The 19,493-nt window shown below is 50.7% G+C and carries 19 protein-coding genes and 1 pseudogene; 18 read left to right on the forward strand and 2 right to left on the reverse strand.

What is annotated here, in order from left to right; all coding sequences use genetic code 11:
- Positions 1–39 precede the first annotated feature (39 nt).
- The 10 genes from PJDR2_RS13440 (at position 40) to PJDR2_RS13485 (ending at position 11,964) form a co-directional block, all read left to right on the forward strand.
- Complete coding sequence (locus PJDR2_RS13440; protein ID WP_015844249.1) at positions 40–1,017, forward strand: alpha-ketoacid dehydrogenase subunit beta; 978 nt, start codon at positions 40–42, stop codon at positions 1,015–1,017.
- Positions 1,018–1,204: 187 nt separating this feature from the next.
- Positions 1,205–2,509 carry a dihydrolipoamide acetyltransferase family protein gene (locus PJDR2_RS13445; protein WP_015844250.1) on the forward strand — a complete coding sequence of 435 codons (1,305 nt, stop codon included), beginning with the start codon at positions 1,205–1,207 and terminating at the stop codon, positions 2,507–2,509.
- A gap of 5 nt (positions 2,510–2,514) precedes the next feature.
- On the forward strand, positions 2,515–3,930 hold the full coding sequence (gene lpdA, locus PJDR2_RS13450) for a dihydrolipoyl dehydrogenase (protein ID WP_015844251.1): 1,416 nt from the start codon (positions 2,515–2,517) through the stop codon (positions 3,928–3,930).
- Between the two features lie 110 nt (positions 3,931–4,040).
- Positions 4,041–4,526 carry an acyl-CoA thioesterase gene (locus PJDR2_RS13455; RefSeq protein ID WP_015844252.1) on the forward strand — a complete coding sequence of 162 codons (486 nt, stop codon included), beginning with the start codon at positions 4,041–4,043 and terminating at the stop codon, positions 4,524–4,526.
- Positions 4,527–4,762: 236 nt separating this feature from the next.
- The gene (locus tag PJDR2_RS13460; RefSeq protein ID WP_015844253.1) at positions 4,763–5,725 is read left to right on the forward strand and encodes a thymidylate synthase; all 963 of its coding nucleotides are present in this window, start codon (positions 4,763–4,765) and stop codon (positions 5,723–5,725) included.
- Between the two features lie 19 nt (positions 5,726–5,744).
- Positions 5,745–6,236 carry a dihydrofolate reductase gene (locus PJDR2_RS13465; RefSeq protein WP_015844254.1) on the forward strand — a complete coding sequence of 164 codons (492 nt, stop codon included), beginning with the start codon at positions 5,745–5,747 and terminating at the stop codon, positions 6,234–6,236.
- Positions 6,237–6,455: 219 nt separating this feature from the next.
- Positions 6,456–7,946 (forward strand): glutamate synthase subunit beta, encoded by a 1,491-nt coding sequence (locus PJDR2_RS13470; RefSeq protein WP_015844255.1) that lies wholly within the window; start codon positions 6,456–6,458, stop codon positions 7,944–7,946.
- A gap of 185 nt (positions 7,947–8,131) precedes the next feature.
- Positions 8,132–8,452: a hypothetical protein gene (locus PJDR2_RS13475; protein WP_015844256.1), complete on the forward strand. Its 321-nt coding sequence runs from the start codon at positions 8,132–8,134 to the stop codon at positions 8,450–8,452.
- A 51-nt stretch (positions 8,453–8,503) separates the two neighbouring features.
- Positions 8,504–9,634: a glucosaminidase domain-containing protein gene (locus tag PJDR2_RS31925; RefSeq protein ID WP_015844257.1), complete on the forward strand. Its 1,131-nt coding sequence runs from the start codon at positions 8,504–8,506 to the stop codon at positions 9,632–9,634.
- A gap of 17 nt (positions 9,635–9,651) precedes the next feature.
- Positions 9,652–11,964: a type IA DNA topoisomerase gene (locus PJDR2_RS13485; RefSeq protein ID WP_015844258.1), complete on the forward strand. Its 2,313-nt coding sequence runs from the start codon at positions 9,652–9,654 to the stop codon at positions 11,962–11,964.
- Positions 11,965–12,042: 78 nt separating this feature from the next.
- Here PJDR2_RS13485 and PJDR2_RS13490 read toward each other — a convergent pair whose 3' ends face one another.
- Positions 12,043–12,786 (reverse strand): HAD family hydrolase, encoded by a 744-nt coding sequence (locus PJDR2_RS13490; RefSeq protein WP_015844259.1) that lies wholly within the window; start codon positions 12,784–12,786, stop codon positions 12,043–12,045.
- A gap of 142 nt (positions 12,787–12,928) precedes the next feature.
- On the opposite strand from PJDR2_RS13490, the gene PJDR2_RS33160 reads away from it, so the two are divergent.
- A complete protein-coding gene (locus PJDR2_RS33160; protein ID WP_015844260.1) occupies positions 12,929–13,066 on the forward strand; it encodes a hypothetical protein in 138 nt (45 codons plus the stop codon).
- A gap of 75 nt (positions 13,067–13,141) precedes the next feature.
- On the opposite strand, the gene PJDR2_RS13495 is transcribed toward PJDR2_RS33160, so the two are convergent.
- Positions 13,142–13,366, reverse strand: a complete 225-nt coding sequence (locus tag PJDR2_RS13495) for a hypothetical protein (protein WP_015844261.1) — start codon at positions 13,364–13,366, stop codon at positions 13,142–13,144.
- A 160-nt stretch (positions 13,367–13,526) separates the two neighbouring features.
- On the opposite strand from PJDR2_RS13495, the gene PJDR2_RS13500 reads away from it, so the two are divergent.
- From PJDR2_RS13500 to PJDR2_RS13535, 7 genes and pseudogenes are all read left to right on the forward strand, one after another.
- The gene (locus PJDR2_RS13500; protein ID WP_015844262.1) at positions 13,527–14,252 is read left to right on the forward strand and encodes a phosphonate ABC transporter ATP-binding protein; all 726 of its coding nucleotides are present in this window, start codon (positions 13,527–13,529) and stop codon (positions 14,250–14,252) included.
- Positions 14,249–14,755, forward strand: coding sequence for a GNAT family N-acetyltransferase (locus tag PJDR2_RS13505; protein WP_015844263.1), 507 nt, complete (start codon positions 14,249–14,251; stop codon positions 14,753–14,755). Before PJDR2_RS13500 ends, PJDR2_RS13505 begins: the two co-directional genes overlap by 4 nt.
- A gap of 16 nt (positions 14,756–14,771) precedes the next feature.
- On the forward strand, positions 14,772–15,383 hold the full coding sequence (locus PJDR2_RS13510) for a DUF3298 and DUF4163 domain-containing protein (RefSeq protein ID WP_015844264.1): 612 nt from the start codon (positions 14,772–14,774) through the stop codon (positions 15,381–15,383).
- Positions 15,384–15,433: 50 nt separating this feature from the next.
- Positions 15,434–15,730 (forward strand): hypothetical protein, encoded by a 297-nt coding sequence (locus PJDR2_RS13515; RefSeq protein ID WP_015844265.1) that lies wholly within the window; start codon positions 15,434–15,436, stop codon positions 15,728–15,730.
- A 337-nt stretch (positions 15,731–16,067) separates the two neighbouring features.
- Positions 16,068–17,480: pseudogene (locus PJDR2_RS33850) on the forward strand (amino acid permease); the annotation flags it as partial.
- Positions 17,481–17,778: 298 nt separating this feature from the next.
- Positions 17,779–18,468: an MOSC domain-containing protein gene (locus PJDR2_RS13530; protein WP_015844266.1), complete on the forward strand. Its 690-nt coding sequence runs from the start codon at positions 17,779–17,781 to the stop codon at positions 18,466–18,468.
- Entirely contained in the window at positions 18,465–19,466 is a 1,002-nt protein-coding gene (locus tag PJDR2_RS13535; protein ID WP_015844267.1) for a phosphotransferase, read from the forward strand. Before PJDR2_RS13530 ends, PJDR2_RS13535 begins: the two co-directional genes overlap by 4 nt.
- Positions 19,467–19,493 lie beyond the last annotated feature (27 nt).

Below are 19,493 nucleotides of genomic sequence, written 5' to 3' on the forward strand. Positions count from 1 at the left end.
GATTTTGCACGAGCAAAAATGAAGGAGGATCTGACGATCATGGCTCAAATGAATATGTTGGAAGCAATCCGCGACGCTATGCGTGTGGAGCTTAAACGTGATGAGAACGTACTTATCTTCGGTGAGGACGTTGGTAAAGTTGGCGGTGTATTCCGCGTAACTGAAGGTTTGCAAGAAGAATTCGGCGAGGAGCGCGTATTCGATACGCCTCTTGCCGAGTCCGCGATCGGCGGTCTGGCAGTGGGTATGGGTATTCAAGGCTTCCGCCCGGTTGCCGAAATCCAGTTCGTTGGTTTCATTTATGAAGCAATGGACCAAATGTTCATTCAAGCAGCTCGTATGCGTTACCGTTCCGGCGGTCGCTACAACTCGCCAATCGTATTCCGTACGCCATTTGGCGGCGGCGTTAAAGCTGCAGAACTTCATACAGACTCCTTGGAAGGTCTGGCTGTTCAGACTCCAGGTATTAAAGTTGTTATTCCTTCCAATCCTTATGATGCAAAAGGTCTTATGATTGCCGCAATCCGCGACAATGACCCAGTATTCTTCATGGAACACCTTAACTTATACCGCGCATTCCGCGCTGAAGTACCTGAAGGTGAGTACACAATCGAGATCGGTAAAGCAAACGTCGTTCGCGAAGGTTCGGACGTAACCATCATCGCTTACGGCATGATGGTTCACACAGCCGTGAAAGCGGCGGACGAGCTGGCGAAGAACGGTGTAAACGCGGAAGTTATCGACCTGCGTTCCCTGGTACCGCTCGATATCGATACAATCGTAGCTTCGATTAAAAAAACAAACCGCGCAATCGTTGTTCAAGAAGCGCAAAAAACTTCCGGCGTAGCTGCAGAAGTAATTGCTCAAATCAACGAAAAAGCGATCCTGCACCTCGAAGCTCCAGTTCTTCGCGTTGCTGGTCCGGATACAGTGTATCCTTTCGCGCAAATCGAAGATACTTGGCTGCCAACTCCAGCTCGTATCGTAGATGCGGTTAATAAAGTACTGAGCTTCTAATGCTACTCATCCTAACGGATGATGGATATATATGCCCGCTTAACAGCGGGCAAAGCCGTCAATAGGCGGCAAACGCAATGAATGCTTACGGGGTAAGAATTACCGCAAGCGCTAATTCTTTAAGCTCATGCTTACGGGGTAAGAATTACCGCAAGTAAGCGCTAATTCTTTTAAGGAGGATACTACAGTGGCGAAATTTGAATACAAATTTCCGGAGCTTGGCGAAGGCTTGCACGAAGGCGAAATCGTAAAAGTGCACATTAAAGCCGGCGACAAAGTAACGGATGACGATATCATCATGGAAGTACAAAACGATAAGGCAGTTGTAGAAGTGCCTTGCCCGGTTAACGGTACTGTACTCGAAGTACGCATGAAAGACGGCCAGGTTTGCCATGTTGGCGAAGTTGTGGCCATCATTGATGCAGAAGGTGATATTCCAGAGCAAGATACTCCTGCTGCTGAAGCTCCAGCGGCGGCACCAGCACCAGCGGCGGCGCCTGCTGCACCGGCAGCGGCACCAGCGGCAGCTCCCGCTGCACCGGCAGAAGCTCCGAAAGCAACAGGCGGTTTGGTTCTGGCTACGCCTAGCGTTCGTAAATTTGCCCGCGAGCAAGGCGTTGACCTGACGACGGTTACCGGCACTGGCAAAAACGGCCGTATTACTCGTGAAGACGTAACAAACGGCGGCGGTGCAGCACCAGCGGCGGCAGCTCCGGCAACGGATGCGGCAGCTCCTGCAGCAGCAGAAGCACCAGCAGCTAAACCGGCAGCAGCGGCAGTTGACGCATACCGTCCGGAAGAGCGCGTACCGTTCAAAGGCATCCGTAAAGCAATTGCCAACGCGATGGTTAAATCGGTATACACAGCTCCTCACGTAACAATCATGGATGAAGTTGACGTAACTGAACTGGTTGCTCTGCGCGCGAAATACAAGCCGTATGCAGAGAAAAAAGGTTCCAAGCTGACTTACCTGCCATTCATCGTGAAGGCACTCGTTGCGGCTTGCCGTCAATTCCCGATCATGAACGCTACGCTGGATGAGGCTAACCAAGAGATCGTCTACAAGAAGTTCTATAACATCGGTATTGCTACAGATACAGACAACGGCCTGATCGTTCCTGTTATCGAAGACGCTGACCGTAAAAATATTTTCATGGTTGCCGACAAAATCCGCGACCTGGCTGTTAAAGGCCGCGAAGGAAAATTATCCGCTGCAGAGCTTAAAGGCAGCACGATCACAATTTCCAACATCGGTTCCGCTGGCGGTATGTTCTTTACTCCGGTAATCAACTTCCCTGAAGTTGCGATCCTGGGTACTGGCCGTATCTCCGAGAAACCGGTTGTTCGCAACGGAGAAATCGTGGCAGCTCCTGTAATGGCTCTGTCGCTGAGCTTCGACCACCGTCTGATCGACGGCGCAACTGCTCAAAACTTTATGAACTACATTAAACAACTTCTGGGTCAACCAGAATTATTCATCATGGAGGTGTAACTACAATGGTAGTAGGAGATCCGTCTTTAGATATTGATACTCTAGTCATCGGTGCAGGTCCCGGCGGTTATGTTGCAGCAATCCGTGCTGCACAGCTGGGTCAAAACGTTCTTGTTGTTGAGAAAGAGAATGTGGGCGGCGTTTGCTTGAACGTTGGTTGTATTCCTTCCAAAGCGCTTATCTCGGCATCGCATCAATACGAATCCATTAGCCATGCATCGGCTTTCGGCATCACAGCCGGCGACGTGAAAGTGGAATGGAACAAAGTACAAGAGTTCAAAAACGGTATCGTTAAAAAACTGACCGGCGGCGTTGCATCGCTTTTGAAAGCGAACAAAGTGCAATACTTCAACGGCGAAGTTATGTTTATCAACGAGAACGAAGCACGTGTCTTCAACGATCAAGAAGCACCGCGCTACCGTTTCAAAAACTGTATCATCGCTACAGGTTCCCGTCCAATCGAGCTGAAAGCATTCCCGTTCAGCGGCCGTATCGTTTCGTCGACAGGCGCTTTGTCGCTGCCTGAAATTCCGAAAAGCATCATCGTTATCGGCGGCGGCTACATCGGCATCGAGCTTGGCCAAATGTACTCCAAGTTCGGTACGAAAGTAACTATTATCGAAGGCGGCGACGCGATTCTGCCAGGCTTCGATAAAGATATGGGCTCGATCGTTGCTAAGAAATTGAAAGGCACGAACGTTGACATCGTTACTGGCGCAATGGCTCAAGGCGCTGAGCAAACCGATAAAGACGTAACGTTGACTTATAAAGTTGGCGACAAAGAAGAGAAAGTAACGGCAGACTACCTGCTCGTTACCGTTGGACGTCGTCCAAACACTGACGGAGACCTTGGTCTTGAACTGGCTAACGTAAAAGTTGGCGAGCGCGGTCTGGTTGAAGTTGACGCGCAATGCCGCACAAGCAACCCGCATATCTATGCAATCGGCGATATCATCGCTGGTCCTGCTCTTGCGCACAAAGCGATGTACGAAGGCCGCATTGCTGCAGAAGCAATCTCCGGTCAGCCAAGCGTTATCGATTACAAATGCGTACCTGCGGTTTGCTTCTCGGATCCGGAATGCGCAGCAGTTGGTCTTTCCGAGAAAGAAGCAAAAGACAAAGGCTACAAAACAAAAGTGGGCAAGTTCCCATTTGCGATCAATGGCCGTGCAATGTCGCTTAACGCGACTGAAGGCTTCGTGAAGCTCGTATCCGATGCTGACACTGGTCTTGTTCTGGGCGCACAAATCATCGGTCTGGAAGCTTCCAACATGATTGCTGAGCTTGCTCTGGCTATCGAGATGGGTGCTACTCTTGAAGATATCGCCCTGACTATCCACGCGCATCCAACACTGGGTGAGATCGTTCTGGACGCTGCTGAAGTAGCGCTCGGACATCCAATCCATACGGTTGCTAAGTAATATCCGTTCTGCGTTATTTGAGATTTAGTGAGAGAGGTCCCGCGGCTTGAACAGCATGCGGGCCTCTTTTTGCATATTATAACTGTACATAACATGAGGAGCGAAAGCTTATGGAAAAGCCGGCTAGTGCATCCAGGACGGTAATGACGCAGATCATTTTTCCGCTGGATACGAATCATCACGATACGATGTTTGGCGGCAAGGTTATGGAGTATATGGACAAGGCGGCTGCCATTGCAGCGATGCGGCATGCCCGGATGCAGGTAGTGACTGCTTCAACGGACAGTCTTGATTTTGTAGCGCCCATTAGAGTAGGGGAAGTTATCGAAGTGGAAGCTTATGTAAGCTGGACGAACAATTCCTCCATGGAAGTGTGCGTGACCGTTCAATCGGAGAACCTGTATACGGCCGAGCGGACCACAACGGTTACGGCGTTCTTTACTTTTGTGGCGTTGAATGATAAAGGCAAACCCGCAATGGTGCCCAAAGTATATCCGCAGACAGACGAGGAAATTCGCATGTTTGCAACTGCCCCGGAGCGGCATGAACTTCGGATGAAACGAAAACGGGAACGTCAGCACGCAGCGAAAACGTGAAGACAAACCTATGCGAAAAATGTTAAACTAGTGAGAAAACCTCTATCGAGGCTATTCGAAGATGAGCGACCGCGTTTAAAGGTTGGTTTTATCGCCAAATAGTATTTTACACCTCCCAATAGTTAGGAAATGTATAATTACTATTGTGGTTAAATAGTTTTCGAAAAACCTTGGACCGGCGCTGCATGCGGGAGAAGGATGTTGTGCCGATGAATGACAAGGAGTTGATATAAAAAGTGACAGTTCAAACGAGTGAAACGGAATATTTGCAATTGCTCCGGCATGTGCTTGAGAACGGCGTGAAGAAAGAGGACCGGACGGGTACCGGAACGATCTCGACTTTCGGTTACCAGATGCGGTTTGACCTTGCCAAGGGCTTTCCGATTCTGACGACGAAGAGAGTGCCTTTCAAGCTTATTGTCAGTGAATTGCTGTGGTTTATCAAAGGCGATAGCAATATCCGGTATTTGCTGAAGCATAAGAACCATATTTGGGATGAATGGGCGTTTAAAAGATGGGTGGAGAGCACCGACTACAATGGCCCGGACATGACGAACTTTGGCCTTCGTTCGCAGACGGATGAGGCCTTCAACGTCGTATATCAAGAGCAGATGGACAAATTCACGAATCTCGTGCTGACCGATGATGCTTTTGCCGAGAAGTACGGCGATCTGGGCAACGTTTACGGCAAGCAATGGCGTGAATGGCGTACAACGCAAGGAGAAACGATTGATCAGCTCAAGGGAATTATCGATACGATCAAGAAAAATCCGGATTCCCGCCGTTTGATCGTATCGGCATGGAACCCAGAGGACGTACCGTCGATGGCGCTTCCTCCTTGCCACACGATGTTCCAGTTTTATGTGATTAACGGCAAGCTGAGCTGTCAGCTGTATCAGCGGAGCGGCGATATTTTCCTCGGAATCCCGTTTAATATTGCAAGCTATGCTCTGCTCACGCATCTCATTGCCCAGGAGTGCGGGCTTGGGGTCGGCGAGTTTATTCATACGCTTGGCGATGCGCATATTTATTTGAACCACCTGGAACAAATTGATATTCAATTGCAGCGGGACATGCGGGAGCTGCCAGTCCTTGCGATAAATCCGGATGTGAGTTCAATCTTCGACGCGGAGGTTGAAGATATCAAGCTCGAGAACTATCAGCCGCATCCTACTATTAAGGCTCCGGTAGCCGTATAAGAAAGCAGGAACAAATACGATGTCGATTACGATGATCGCAGCAATGGACCGTGGCCGCACGATCGGAATCGGGAATAAGCTGCCATGGCGGCTTCCGGCTGAGATGGCCTACTTTACGCGCCATACGACAGGGAAAGCCGTTGTTATGGGTCGCAAGACGTTCGAATCGCTGCCCAAGCCGCTGAAGGACCGGACAAATGTCGTAATAACCAGACAGCCGGAATACGCCAAAGAAGGCTGTGAGGTTGTACATTCCGTGCAGGAAGCGATTGACCGGTACGGTGAGGGGGAACTGATGGTAATCGGCGGTGCGGATATTTATGCACAGTTTCTTCCATTCGCGGATAAAATCCGGCTTACCGAAGTGGATACAAATATAGAAGGCGGCGACGCGTTTTTCCCTACGTTTAACGAAGGCGAATGGGAACGCGTGGATGCAGAGAAGGTTGAAAGCGACGAGCGTAACGCATTCTCCTTCACTTTCCAAACATTTGCCCGCCGAAATGCATAAAATAAAGAAAATCGCACAAATGACGAACGTTGTGTTAATAAGTGCAAATGATTGTGCGGATAATCCATTAACGACAGAAAATAAGAATGATAGGCTTTTTTATACGATAATCGCGTAGGAAATGAAGTTTTTTGTTGAAATATTTAAAGATTCCCGATATAGTTTTAAGAGAATAATTATACAGGCTTTTCGGGAATATTGGATGGAGGAAATTCGCACATGTCTACACCTACAGGATTTATGCAGTATCAACGTGAATTGCCGGCTGATCGGGATCCTATTGAACGGATCAAGGATTGGAATGAATTTCATAAGCATTTGTCGGATGAACAGCTGCGTACGCAAGGCGCTCGCTGTATGGATTGCGGAACTCCATATTGCCACACAGGCATGGAACTTGCAGGTTCGGCATCCGGCTGCCCGGTGAACAACTTGATTCCGGAATGGAATAACCTGATTTACCGTGGATTGTGGCGTGAAGCGCTTGACCGCTTGCACAAAACAAACAACTTCCCTGAATTTACCGGTCGCGTATGTCCGGCTCCATGTGAAGGCTCTTGTACAGTTGGCTTGATCGGCGAGCCCGTAACAATTAAGACCATCGAAAATGCTATTATCGAGCGCGGCTTTGAAGAAGGATGGGTTGTTGCACAACCTCCTAAAGTACGCACTGGTAAAAAAGTAGCGGTTGTAGGTTCCGGCCCGGCTGGTCTTGCGGCAGCTGCCCAACTGAATAAAGCAGGTCACAAGGTAACTGTTTATGAGCGTGCTGACCGTCTAGGCGGACTTCTCACTTACGGCATCCCTACAATGAAGCTTGAGAAGCATGTTGTAGACCGCCGCGTCAACCTGATGAGAGAAGAAGGCATTGAGTTCGTAACGAATACAGAAATCGGCAAAGATATTTCGAGAGACGAGCTTTTGAAAGAATTCGACGCTGTTATTATGTGCGGCGGCGCAACAAAAGCACGCGATGTTGAAATGGAAGGCCGCGAGCTGAACGGCATCCACTTGGCGATGGATTACCTGAACGGAACAATCAAGAGCTACTTGGATTCGAACCTGGAAGACGGCAATTACATTTCCGCTAAAGATAAAGATGTTATCGTTATCGGCGGCGGCGATACTGGTACGGACTGTGTGGCAACGGCATTGCGTCATGGCTGTAAGTCGGTTACGCAATTCGGTACGGTAGCGAAAGCTCCGCTGGAACGCGATATCGTAAACAACCCTTGGCCGCAATTCCCGAATGTGTACACGCTTGATTACGCTCAAGAGGAAGCAAAGGCCCTCTACGGCGAAGATCCTCGCGCATTCTCCGTACTGACGAAGAAATTCGTTGGCGACGGCAACGGCAACCTGAAAGAGCTGCACACGGTACAAATCGAGCGTACGGTTGACGAAGAAACCGGCCGCAGAATTTATAAAGACATCCCGGGCACAGAGAAGGTTTGGCCGGCTGATCTTGTCTTTATCGCAGTAGGCTTTGAAGGACCGGAGAAAACGCTGATCGATTCGTTCGGCCTTGAGCAAGACCGCCGTACGAACGTTAAAGCGACTTATGGCAAATACAAAACCAACGTTGATAAAGTATTCGCAGCGGGCGATATGCGCCGCGGACAAAGCCTTGTCGTATGGGCGATCAACGAAGGCCGCGAGGCAGCTCGCGAAGTGGATAAATATTTGATGGGATCGTCGATGCTGCCTTAAGGTTTAAGGAGCCCGAGATAACAATCGATAACAGAAAGCGCCTCCGGGCGCTTTTCTTGTCGAATAGGGAATTATGCCTGTTTACCTGTGAGGTGAGCATTGCTTACCAAACAAGTTTTTGAAGTAAACCTAACATTAGATGTTAGAATTAAGCTGTTTGTGTGACTGTATTGGAGGCAGCGGGAATGATTAAATACGGATTGGACAGAGTGACAGAACTGCGATTCAAATCGATTACGGCATCTATAGAGCGCAGAGATAACCAGTGGGTTGATATTGCGCTGCGGTTTGACGTGACGGAGGAGACGCCTGTGCCGGGTGACCTGATTGATTTCAGCGGTCTCGTGATATGCACATTAGGCGGCGCGATTGCGCAAATCGTCCCGCAGGACGAGGATATTGATTGCGAATATCAATTTACTGCGTTCGAGAAAGAGCAGATCAAATCCTTTATCGAAAGCGAAGAAATTCAGCAGCGCATTGCAAATCTGTCCTCCCCAATTTAAAGAAAATTGTGGTAAAATCGGTTAGAGATGACGTAAAGGGGAGAGTTCGTCATGCCGGCCGATGAAGCTTTTGTATTAACCCCGATTGATGTACGTAAAATCAGACAGTATGTTCAACATAAATACGATGCGATGCCGCAGGACAAGAGGGCTGAGATTGTAGCCGATGCGGTAAGCCGTATTATTCAAAAACAGCTTCCGCCCTTTGATGACAAGCTGAAGCGGGAAGTGACGGCGAAGCTGATCCGGACAACCGTACTGGAGAGGCAAATGCCGGTCCGCTCGGACGATATTTTCGAAGCGTGCCTTGCCCTTGACTTGGCAGATTCCAATGTCGTTACATCGCTTCATAAGTGGGTTGAAGAGCAGAGCGGCACGCAGCTCGAGTGGGACTTGTTCCGAATTCAGTTGGACAAGCTGGCGAAGAAAGAGGAGTCCGGGTCTTCTGCCTCATGGGAGCAGTTAAAGGAGTGGCTTGGATCCGAGTACCGGATAGAAGGAAAAAATAATGCGGCAGCTGGGCTGGCCGAGGTTATTCCGTTACCGGTCCAGCTGCACATTAATCCGGCTCTGAAGCCTTACCGTCGAAAGCAGACGTTGATGTATTCTCTTTTATCCATCATGCTGGTGAGCGCTTCGCTCCTGTACGGCTGGTCGCTGCTCAGGCCTTCTCCTAACAAGCTGCAGCCGCCAGTTACGCTGCAGTCCTTCGAGAAAGCAATGCCGGCTGTTGCGGGCAACGAGCTTCCGAATGAGCTTCGGTATACCGATGTGGATAAGGAAAGCTTGGTCGATTATTTGAACAGCAAAGATTCCCTTCTCGCGGAACAGCCTTATTTGGATGCCATCATCGACGCAGCAAAAACATTTGATATCCATCCCCTCTTTTTATTCGCGATTACCGGACAGGAGCAGGCTTTTGTACCGAAGTCGAATAAACAGGCGATGAAGATCGCCAACAATCCGTTCAATGTTTTTTATAGCTGGAAAGACTACAATACGACCATACACGATTCGGCGCGAATTGCCTCCCAGACCGTATTGAAGTGGAGCAAAAACCGGCCGGAGGGCAAAGACCCGATTGCCTGGATCAACCGCAAATACGCGGAGGATCAGAACTGGGCAAATGGCGTGAGTAAAATTTTTGCATCGATGAAAAGCAAAGTAGAACGAACAAGCTAGATATGAGAGGCGATTAGTTGAAGACATTAATTATTGCGGAAAAGCCCGACATGGGGCGGACGATTGCTGCGGTTGTAGAGCCAAAGGCGGCGAATAAGCGGACGTACCTGGAAGGCGACCGTTTTATCATTACCTGGGCGATTGGCCATCTGGTTACGCTGGCGGAGCCAGACCAGTATGACGCTCGCTATAAAAGATGGAACGATCAGGATTTGCCGATTATTCCGGATAAGTTCAAGCTGTGGCCAAATGCCCGGACAAAGGATCAGCTAAAGACGATCGGAGAGCTTGCGAAGCGATGCGGCCGTCTCGTGAATGCTTGTGACGCCGGGCGAGAGGGACAGCTTATTTTTCATCTAATCCGGCAATATTTGAAGCTCCCCCAGCCTACAGACCGTCTGTGGATCTCGGATTTGACGCCTGAGACGATCCGAAAGGGCTTTGACTCCCTTCGAAGCGACGAGGACTATGCCCCGCTTACAAGGGCAGCCAGGGCGCGCAGCGAGGCGGACTGGCTGATCGGAATGAATGCCTCCCGCGCGTTTACGATCCGTCATAAGGCTTTGCTCTCGGTTGGCAGGGTACAGACGCCGGTGCTGGCGCTGCTGTATGACCGACACAAAGAGATTACGGCTTTCAAGTCGGATATGTATTATGTCGTAAAGGCGTTATTCGATCAGAATGGATTTCAATATTCAGGGATATGGCAGGGGGATCGGATTACGGATAAAGCGAAGGCGGAAGCGCTGGCCGCCAAGACGCAGGGAAAACCCGGCTTTATTAAGGATTATCAGACGGCGGAGAGCAAGGAATACCCGTTCCGTCTTCATGATCTGACGCTTCTGCAGCGGGAAGCGAACGGCCGCTACGGCTATTCGGCGAAGAAAACGCTGGATATTGCGCAGGCCTTGTACGAGAAGCATAAAGCCATTACCTATCCGCGAACGAACTCCAACTACGTAACCGAAGAGAATCTGCCTGTCATGCAAAAGGTGCTGACGATGCTGCAGGGGTCGGATTCTTACCGCGAGCTGGCAAACGGCGCGGACCGGGGCCGGGTGCATAAGGGAAATAAGGCGGTATGCAATCCTTCAAAGGTCGAGGATCACCATGCTATTATGCCAACGCCTAAGCGGCCTTCCGGTTTAAGCCCGGAGGAACAAAATATTTATGATATGATCGTCCGGCGCTTCCTGTCTCAGTATTATCCGCCTGCGGTGTATAAGAACCATACGGTTCTGACCGAGGTGGAGAGCGAGATTTTCCGGACAAAGGCGAAGGAGCTATTGGAGCTTGGGTGGAAGGTTGTTCTGCAGGATCAGGGACAAGCCGCGAAGAAGACCAGCAAGAAAAAATCAAGCGAGAAGGATGAGGCGGAGAGCGATGATGAAGAGCTGCTCACCGATAAACCGTTTGCCATTGAGCCTCAGCAGGGCGTCAAATGCGTGAAATCCGAATCGCTCGAGAAAACGACCCAACCGCCAAAGTCGTTTACCGAGGGCACCTTGCTGAAGGCAATGGAAAGCGCTGGCAAGTCGATGGAGGATGACGAGCTGCGCGAGGCGATGAAGGATACGGGGCTTGGCACACCGGCTACGCGAGCGGCGACTATTGAACGGCTAAAGCAAGTTGGTTATGTGGATCTAACAGGCAAGAAATTGGAGATATCCTCCAAAGGCTGTGCCGCTATCGAATTGATTCGCGGAGCTGGCGTAGATTTGCTGGCATCACCCGAAATGACCGGACGATGGGAGCAGCGCTTGCACCAGATTTCGCGAGGTGAAGCATCCGATGACCAGTTTATTATGAAGGTGAAGCAGTTTGCCGCGATGATCGTGGATAAGGTTCGCCAGCAGCGCCCGGCAGCGCCGGGAACGTTCGAGGAGCGGGAGAGCGGCGGCAAGCGAGGGGCTGCGGGTACTAAGCGGGGAAGCCGTACTTCGAAGCCTTCTGGCGGCGGACGGCCATCTTCGACTAGGTCATCTACCTCGGCTTCAGCAACTGCAACCGCCGCTCCAAAGGCCGCATCCCGTACGGCAGCAAGTCCTACTGTGCGTGAGCCGATCGCGGCCTGCCCAAGAGCTGGCTGCAGCGGGCACATTATTGAGGGGAAGCGCGGATTCGGCTGCAGCTCCTTCCGGGATGGCTGTACGTTTGTTATCTGGAAGGAGCAGCAAGGTAAGACGATCTCGATTCCAATGGTTCGTTCCCTGCTTGAAAAAGGAGCAACGAGCCAGCTTACCTTCAAGCGCCAGGATGGCAGCAGCACGAAGGCCAAGCTCGTGTTGACGGACCGGGATAAAGGCACGGTATCCGTTCAAGGGGTGTAACCTTGGGAGCAATCGTTCAACAGAAAAAGGAGTAAAACGGCGGTTGCCGTTTTACTCCTTTTGTTTATGTCATTAAGATTAGGGTTGCTTGCGACTGACATAGTCATGGATCGCCGGCGGAACTTCGAGCAGATTATTCAGGGTGAGGAAGGCCCCTTTAGGCTCTACTTCGATGTTAATGACATTGTACTGCCATTCGGATTCCGCTCTCATATGGATGGCGTGAATGCCTGCCGTAAGAGCAGGTACAACATCCGTCCGAATCGAGTTGCCGATCATCCACGTTAAATGACGGTTATGACCGCCCTCCGCCAAGATCTGCTCAAGAGCTTCGCTGTTCTTATGCCGGCGGATATAAACTCTCGTATCGAAATACCGCTCCAGCTTCATTTGTTCAATCTTGCGGCGCTGAATCGTAATTTCTCCTCCGGTATAGAGATGAAGGGTATGACCCTCTCCGGCCAGCTTATCGAGAGTAGCTTCCATATTAGGATAGGGCTCGGTCTCATGCTCATATACGCTTAAGCCAAGCTTCCAAAGAAAGTCCTGCTCCGTCTTGGACTTTTTGCGGCCCGTAAGGTCGCAGTAATAATGGTATGTATCAATAAAAGACTGCGGGAAATGCTCGCTCTTGAATCCGAGCACCGCTACGCCCGCAATATCAATCTCCGTCTGTTTGTTGCGCACTGCATCAGCGCTTACCCCTTCATAACCAGCAAACCACGTTGTCATCGCGTCCACAAACTGTTCGATCACAAAGTAGAAATATTTGTTGCAGTGAATGAGGGTGTCGTCTAGGTCAAAGAAAAGGTTTTGCTTCATCTAAAGCACGGCTCCTTTGGTGAAGTGTTCGTCGTATGAACAATCTACCTTATTCGAAGCCTTACGTCAACGAAGCCCCCAGGATGTTTAATTCAGGGGATTTATGCTAATCATTCTCATAAAGAGCAGGGAGGTGATGAGCATGCCATTCAATAAAGCCGACAAAACGCAAAACCGTCAAAACCAATCCAGTTTTAAATCGGAAGCAATTGGCCTCAAGCTGAACAAACTCGCAAACCGTCCTCCAAGCATGAATGGAATTAATAAACAGCTGCCGTAAGACAGCGCAGGCGGAATGCAGGTGCGATGTTCTTTCAGCGCCCTGTATTCCGCCTGTCTTAAAATATTAGCGTCATTAAGCATATTTCTGCTGAGCAGCGATCAATTTATTTTTAATAAAGGCGATACGCCTCCGTACATAGAAGTCCATGCTGTCACCCTTCAAATCATTTGGCGAGATCACCTCCTCTGCACGATTATCAATAATCGTTAATGTTCCGTCCGTGTAAAACTTAAATGTAAGGTCCCGGCGCGGCCATCCTTTCTCTAAATAACGAAAGTTTTCGCAGCTTTTATTCATGGTGATTCAGCCTCCTTTAAATGATTGTGGGATATAATTTAGGGAACGTTTGTTCTGATTTTATTATAGCAAACATTTGTTCGTGTGGAAACTGTTTTTTGTTTCTCGTAAACTAGATTCATAGAATGGCGAAGCGTTTACAAAAAAGGGGCATGGACTTATGTTGAGAATATCGAATCTTAGAGTACAAATTCCCGGTGGGCCAACGATCTTGAAGAATATCAGCTTTGAAGTCCTGCCAGGCCAATTTATTGCGATAAAAGGGGCCAGCGGCAGCGGCAAGTCGATGCTGCTCAAAAGCTTGGCGCTGCAGAACAAGTGGAGCGGCGGCAGCTATTTCTTTGAAGGTGAGGACATCTTCAAGCAAGGGCTGGCGGGCAAGCTCAAAATCCGGCGTGCGGTTGCTTATCTGGAAGAGAAGCCTGCTTTGCATCAGAACAAGACCGGGCTAAAAAATGTCAGCATCGGTGCCGTTGCCCAGACGCCTGCTTGGCGAAGATGGACAGGCATGCTGCGCAACGACGATTACATGGGCGCGATGGACACGATTGAAAAGCTGGGACTCTTGGATAAAGCTCATCAAAAGGCGAGCACTATGAGCGGCGGCGAGCGTCAGCGTATTGCGATTGCCCGCGCACTGGTGCATGGAGCAAAGGTGATTGCGGCAGACGAGCCGGTGGCGGGTCTTGATCCGCATACGGCGGATCGCGTGTTGTCCGATCTGAAGAGACTGACTACGGAGCAGGGCGTTACGGTTATTGCCGTGCTTGACCAAGGAGATTGGGCGGAACGGTTTGCGGACCGGATTATAGGTCTGAATAACGGTGAGCTTGTTCTTGACGTAAAGGGCAGAAGATTGACCGAGCGGGAGAAAATGATGCTGTGATTGAGCTTCGTTTAATCAAGGAAAATGAACTGGATGAGGCGCTTCGGCTGGAGCAGCAATGCTACGTTCCTGAAGCGGCTGCAACCCGGGAAGGGTTCCGATACCGGTTCGAGCATTACCCGGGTTATTTCTGGTCAGCCTGGTCCGGAGGGAAGCTCCTTGGCATTACGAACGGAATCCGGACGTCGGCCTGGTCTTGCGGGGACGAGATGAAGGGCGACCAGCAGGATGAGAAGGCAGGCGACAACTTCTGCATCCTGACCGTTGCCGTTGCCGAGGAGGCAAGGCGACAGGGAGTTGGAGCCATGCTGCTCGAGCGTCTTGTCTCAACTTGCGATAAGGCCGGACACCATGCGATTATTCTGATGTGCGAAAGCCATCTTATCCCCTTTTACGAGAGAGCAGGGTTTGCTTACGTTGGAGAAGCGGCATCGTCGCATGGCGGTATCAAATGGCATGAAATGAGACGTACCCCGCATATAATGGAGCATCTGACCAAATAGGTAGGTGTCTTCGAATATGGCTTTTCAGTCTCCAGTCATTGTCCAATCTGCAAGAGCGGCATTCCCGAAAGCGGAGCTTTGGATCCCATATGTTAGCGGCGGGCCAAACGAGAATGCAATCAAGCGAATCAATGAATCCATCCGGAAAGCGGCACAGCAGCTGGTAGACGAGCAGGGCTCGCTTGATGATCCGCGGGCTGAAATGAGCGGGTATTACGAGGTGAAGACGAACGAGAGGGATATTCTCAGCCTTTCGTTATTCAATTACGCCTATTCGGGGGGAAGTCATGGCCTTACGCTGCAGGTTTCGCTGACCTTTCGCGTGTCAACCGGACACGCCTACAGTCTTCCTCAGCTGTTCAAGCCTGGCAGTGCTTATGTCCAACGCATATCCGAAATGGTCAGCGAACAGATTAAGGAACGCGACATAAGCACGCTCGAGCCATTCGGAACGATCCGGCCGGATCAGGATTACTATATCGCAGACCGGTCGATTGTCATTTATTTTGCTTTATACGAGTTAACGCCTTATGCTTACGGGTTTCCGTATTTCCCGATCTCCGCCTATGATCTTCAGGATATTGTGAACGAGAACGGTCCACTTGGCGCTATGGTGCCGAATAATTAGGAGAGCACTGGACATGCCGGGCGGTGAAGACCAAAGGAGCTGATCCGTGGATGGACGGAAAAAAATGGTTCGGGGCGATTGCCCATCTGCTGCTCGGAATTTTGTTTCCTTACGTGCTGATCGGCGGCATCGTTCTTGTCTATGGATTTATGGCCCCGTCAACAGGCTTCCAGAAGGCTTACGGGATTGTCATCGTTCTGGTCTATGCCTTGCTTATACTCGGTGTAAATCTATGGAGTTTAAGGCGGCTGGATTTACGGTCAAAATGGCGCTGGCTCGTTATTCACACGCTGTGCTGGGCAACGGGGGCGATTGCATCGTTTGCGATGCTTCGGTTCACGGAGTAATAAACTTCTATAAGCTGGCTGATAACCGGCATAACAAAAGGCTGCCCTACGCGGGCAGCCTTTTGGCGCTCTGACATGACCAAACGCCCTTCCTCATACATTATCGTAGGGAGGGGTTCAATGATGCTGGCGGTATGGATCGGATTGCTGCTGTTTGCGGTTGTTTGTGGCTGCGCTTTAATGCTGACCGCGAAGGCTCAGCGCAGTGTTAGGGCTTCGAGGCATATTAGTATGACGGCATATGGCACGTATGCCCAAGCGCAGCAGGATAAGCATGATCTGAATCTGTTCGGGCTCGCCCAGCAGCTTGGGAGGCGTCTTGGAGCGGCTGCTTCATTTGGGCTATCGTTTCAATCTCTCGGCTTGGTCGGGGCTGCATTCCTGCTTGCGGGACCTGCCTTGCAGAAGGGAGGACCCTCTGTTGTCAGTATCGGACTGCCGGTGCTCGCATTGTTCGGCATCCTGGTCAGCGCTTCGCTTGCGGAGTTGTCTTCGGCCGTGCCGACGGCGGGCGGCGTCTATCATTGGGCTTCGGCGCTTGGTACGAGAAGATGGGGCTGGTATGCAGCCTGGTTTCATCTCGCCGGTCATCTTGCGATGATGACGCTTATGAATGGCGCCTGCGCTTTTATTCTAGATAAACTATTGTCCGTATGGCTGAACTATAACACCTCCTGGTGGACGACGGGAATCGTGCTGTGTTTCGTTACCGCCGTTCAAGCGGCGGTTAATCATTGGGGAACAGGACGGACGGGAGCTTTGCAGGAAGCCGGAATTATGCTTCACGCGGTTGTTCTGGCCGCGATAATCGGCGGAATCTTTATTGCGTTCGGGCGAAGCGTACTCGCCGAAGCTTTTATATACGTTCCAAAATGCAAGTCTGGACGGTCATGTGACGCCGTGGGCTTTTATCGTTGGAATGCTAGTGCTGCAGAAGTTGTTTCTTGGGATGGATGGAGCCGCGCAAGCCTCGGAGGAAACAAGCGATCCGCGGATCCGCGTGCCTTGGGCGATCTACTTGTCATCGGTTTATACAATGATCGGGGGCTTCGTTCTGTTCATGTGCCTGACCCTTGTTCTGCCCTCCATTGTCGGAACAGTCTTGTTCAGCAGCGGCGACAGCCTGCTGGCCGCCGCTGCGCTAGACGGCTGGCAGGGGAATTCTTTCGTTTTGCTCGTCATTGCAGCAGCCATCTGGGGAAGCGGGAACAGCGAGCTTCTGATCTGCTCACGCGCAATCTTTAGTCTGGCGCGAGATCAGGCGGTTCCCTTCAGCAGAGGGTTGTCCCGGGTATCGCGCGAGCGGCAATCGCCGCTTCGGGCAATCGGAACGGCTGCTATGTTGTCATTTATTTTATTTGGCGCGGGCAGGCTGGCGGATGGGGGAGAGGCCGGGGTCCCAAGTTTGCTTGGCTTCGCGGTGTTATGCCTGCAGCTGGCGTATATGATTCCGATTTGGATTAAGATCAAGCTGTATGGCAGACACCGGCTGCTGGACGATGCGCCATGGCATATTGGATCTTACGGTTTCATCGTAGACCGTGCCGCATTCTTCTGGCTGCTACTGTCCGGGGCGGTATCTGTCTTTGCGCTTGGTTTATGGGGAGCGGTTGGAACGGGAATATGGTTGATCTTCGTGATGGCCATGGACAGAAGATACCGCAAGCAGCATCTGGCGAGTCTTCAGAGCCGATTGAAACGACCAAAAGGGGAAATCATCCGAATTGAGCGAAAATTCCATCTACATTAAAAATAACGGAACGGATTCCGGGAAATGAGGAAATAACAACCGCTTTTATTTCCCGGGGAAGCGCATAATCTTACACAAAGAAAACGTTTTCGACACCGCAGGCGCGAATGTTACAAAAGGTGTCGAAGAGTAGTCTTGAAAGACTATTCAAAAACGGCTGAAAAGCCCGTATCTATACCTGTTTTCGGCTTATTAACGAGATTAATAATCGAGAGCCAAAAGATGTTTTTGCCATCTTCTCCCTTATCAGATTATAATAGTGGAAGAATAGAAATGGACAGGAGGCCATCAGAAGCAAATGTCTCGGGAAATAATAAACAGCCGCATTGTCTCTCTGAACGTAGGAACGCCGGTAGAGGCGATGCACGGAAGCAGGCCTATTCAAACAGGTATTTACAAGACGGCCTCGAGGAGCAGGCATTATTTAAGCAAGACAGGGTTAACGGGCGACGGTCAGGCGGATTTGGTTAATCACGGCGGTCCGGATAAAGCGGTGTGCGTCTACTTCGAGCGTCATTTCCCGCATTGGGAAGAGTGGCTGGGCAATAAGCTGAGCTACGGCGCTTTTGGCGAGAACTGGACGGTATCCGATTGGACGGAGCATGATTTGTGCATCGGAGACGTTATTCAAGCCGGGGAAGTGGTTGTGCAGGTAAGCCAGCCAAGACAGCCATGCTTTAAGCTAGGTATCCGCCATCAGCGCCCGGAGCTCACCGCGCAAGTTCAGCAAACCGGATTCACGGGATTTTATTTCCGAGTCTTGAAGGAAGGCGAAGTTGGGGCTGGCGAGGACTTGAAGGTTCTGGAACGGCATCCGGCAGCAATCTCGCTGGCCGAAGCCAATCGCGTTATGTACCAGGGTAAGTCGGATTTGGAAGGCATGTCGGCGCTGCTTGCAGTCGAGGAATTGTCCGAGAGCTGGAAGCAGACCCTATCCGGCCGTATGGAAAGGTTGCAGCAAGAGACGCAGGGAGGCCATACGGATTGAAAGATATCGAGCTCGCCGCGCTGATCGAGCAGTACCCGTTCGATGGGAAATGGACGGTTGTACCGGGAGACAGCGGGATGAACAACACAACACGGATGATCAAGGCGGGTGACGATCGGTACGTTCTTCGGGTGTATAACAATCACCGGGACACAAACATTGTATCGCTTGAGCATCACGTGCTCTTTGCTCTTTACCGGCAGCAGCCGGGCTTCAAGGTTCCCATACCCGTGGAGAACCGGTCGGGTGATACGATTACCGTTGCGTCTAGCGGCGCGCTTGCCGCATTATACCGGTACATTCCGGGAGAACGGCCAACTGTTCAGCAGAAAGCGCATATCCGCTCTCTTGGCGAGACGGCCGCTAGGGTATCAAAGGCGCTGCGCGGCATGAAGATTTCGAATAAGCCGATCTACGATCCTTACTACTTGCTGGAAGAGACCTATTCCTCTCTTATCCACCATGAGCTCCCTGCCATCTTGCAGTCTTCCGAACAGTTTCTTTCGAAAGCGGATAAAGCCGCGGCAATCCTGAACCAGGTGAAAGATTTGTCTGGCGCCTTGCAAGCCGTAAAAGAGCTGCCTCATCAATGGATTCATGGCGATCTTAACTTCAGCAATACGGTAGCCGAAGGTGAATTTATCATTGGCGTGCTGGATTTTGAGTTTTGTACCGTCGATGTCAGGGCGATGGAGCTTGTTGTAGCACAGATCGATTTCTTCAAAGGCGGAGATTCGGAAATATGGGAACGGCTCCGGTTATTTTGCGAAGGTTACGGAAGTATTGACAAGCTTACGCCTGAAGAGGTGGAGGTACTGCCGCTTCTTATAAAGCTGAGAATGCTTGATGTGTTTCTTCACTTCGCGGGCCGCTATAACGAAGGACTGGATGATGCGGGGCTAGTGGCAGGCTTTATCGACCAGACGTATCAAATTTGCGAATGGGTGGACCGGAGCGAAGAGCAGCTGCTGGCATTATTCCGGCATCAGCTTTTATAAGAGGTCAAAACCCAATTCTTAATGTTG

This window comes from Paenibacillus sp. JDR-2 (assembly GCF_000023585.1).
GTDB lineage: Bacteria > Bacillota > Bacilli > Paenibacillales > Paenibacillaceae > Pristimantibacillus.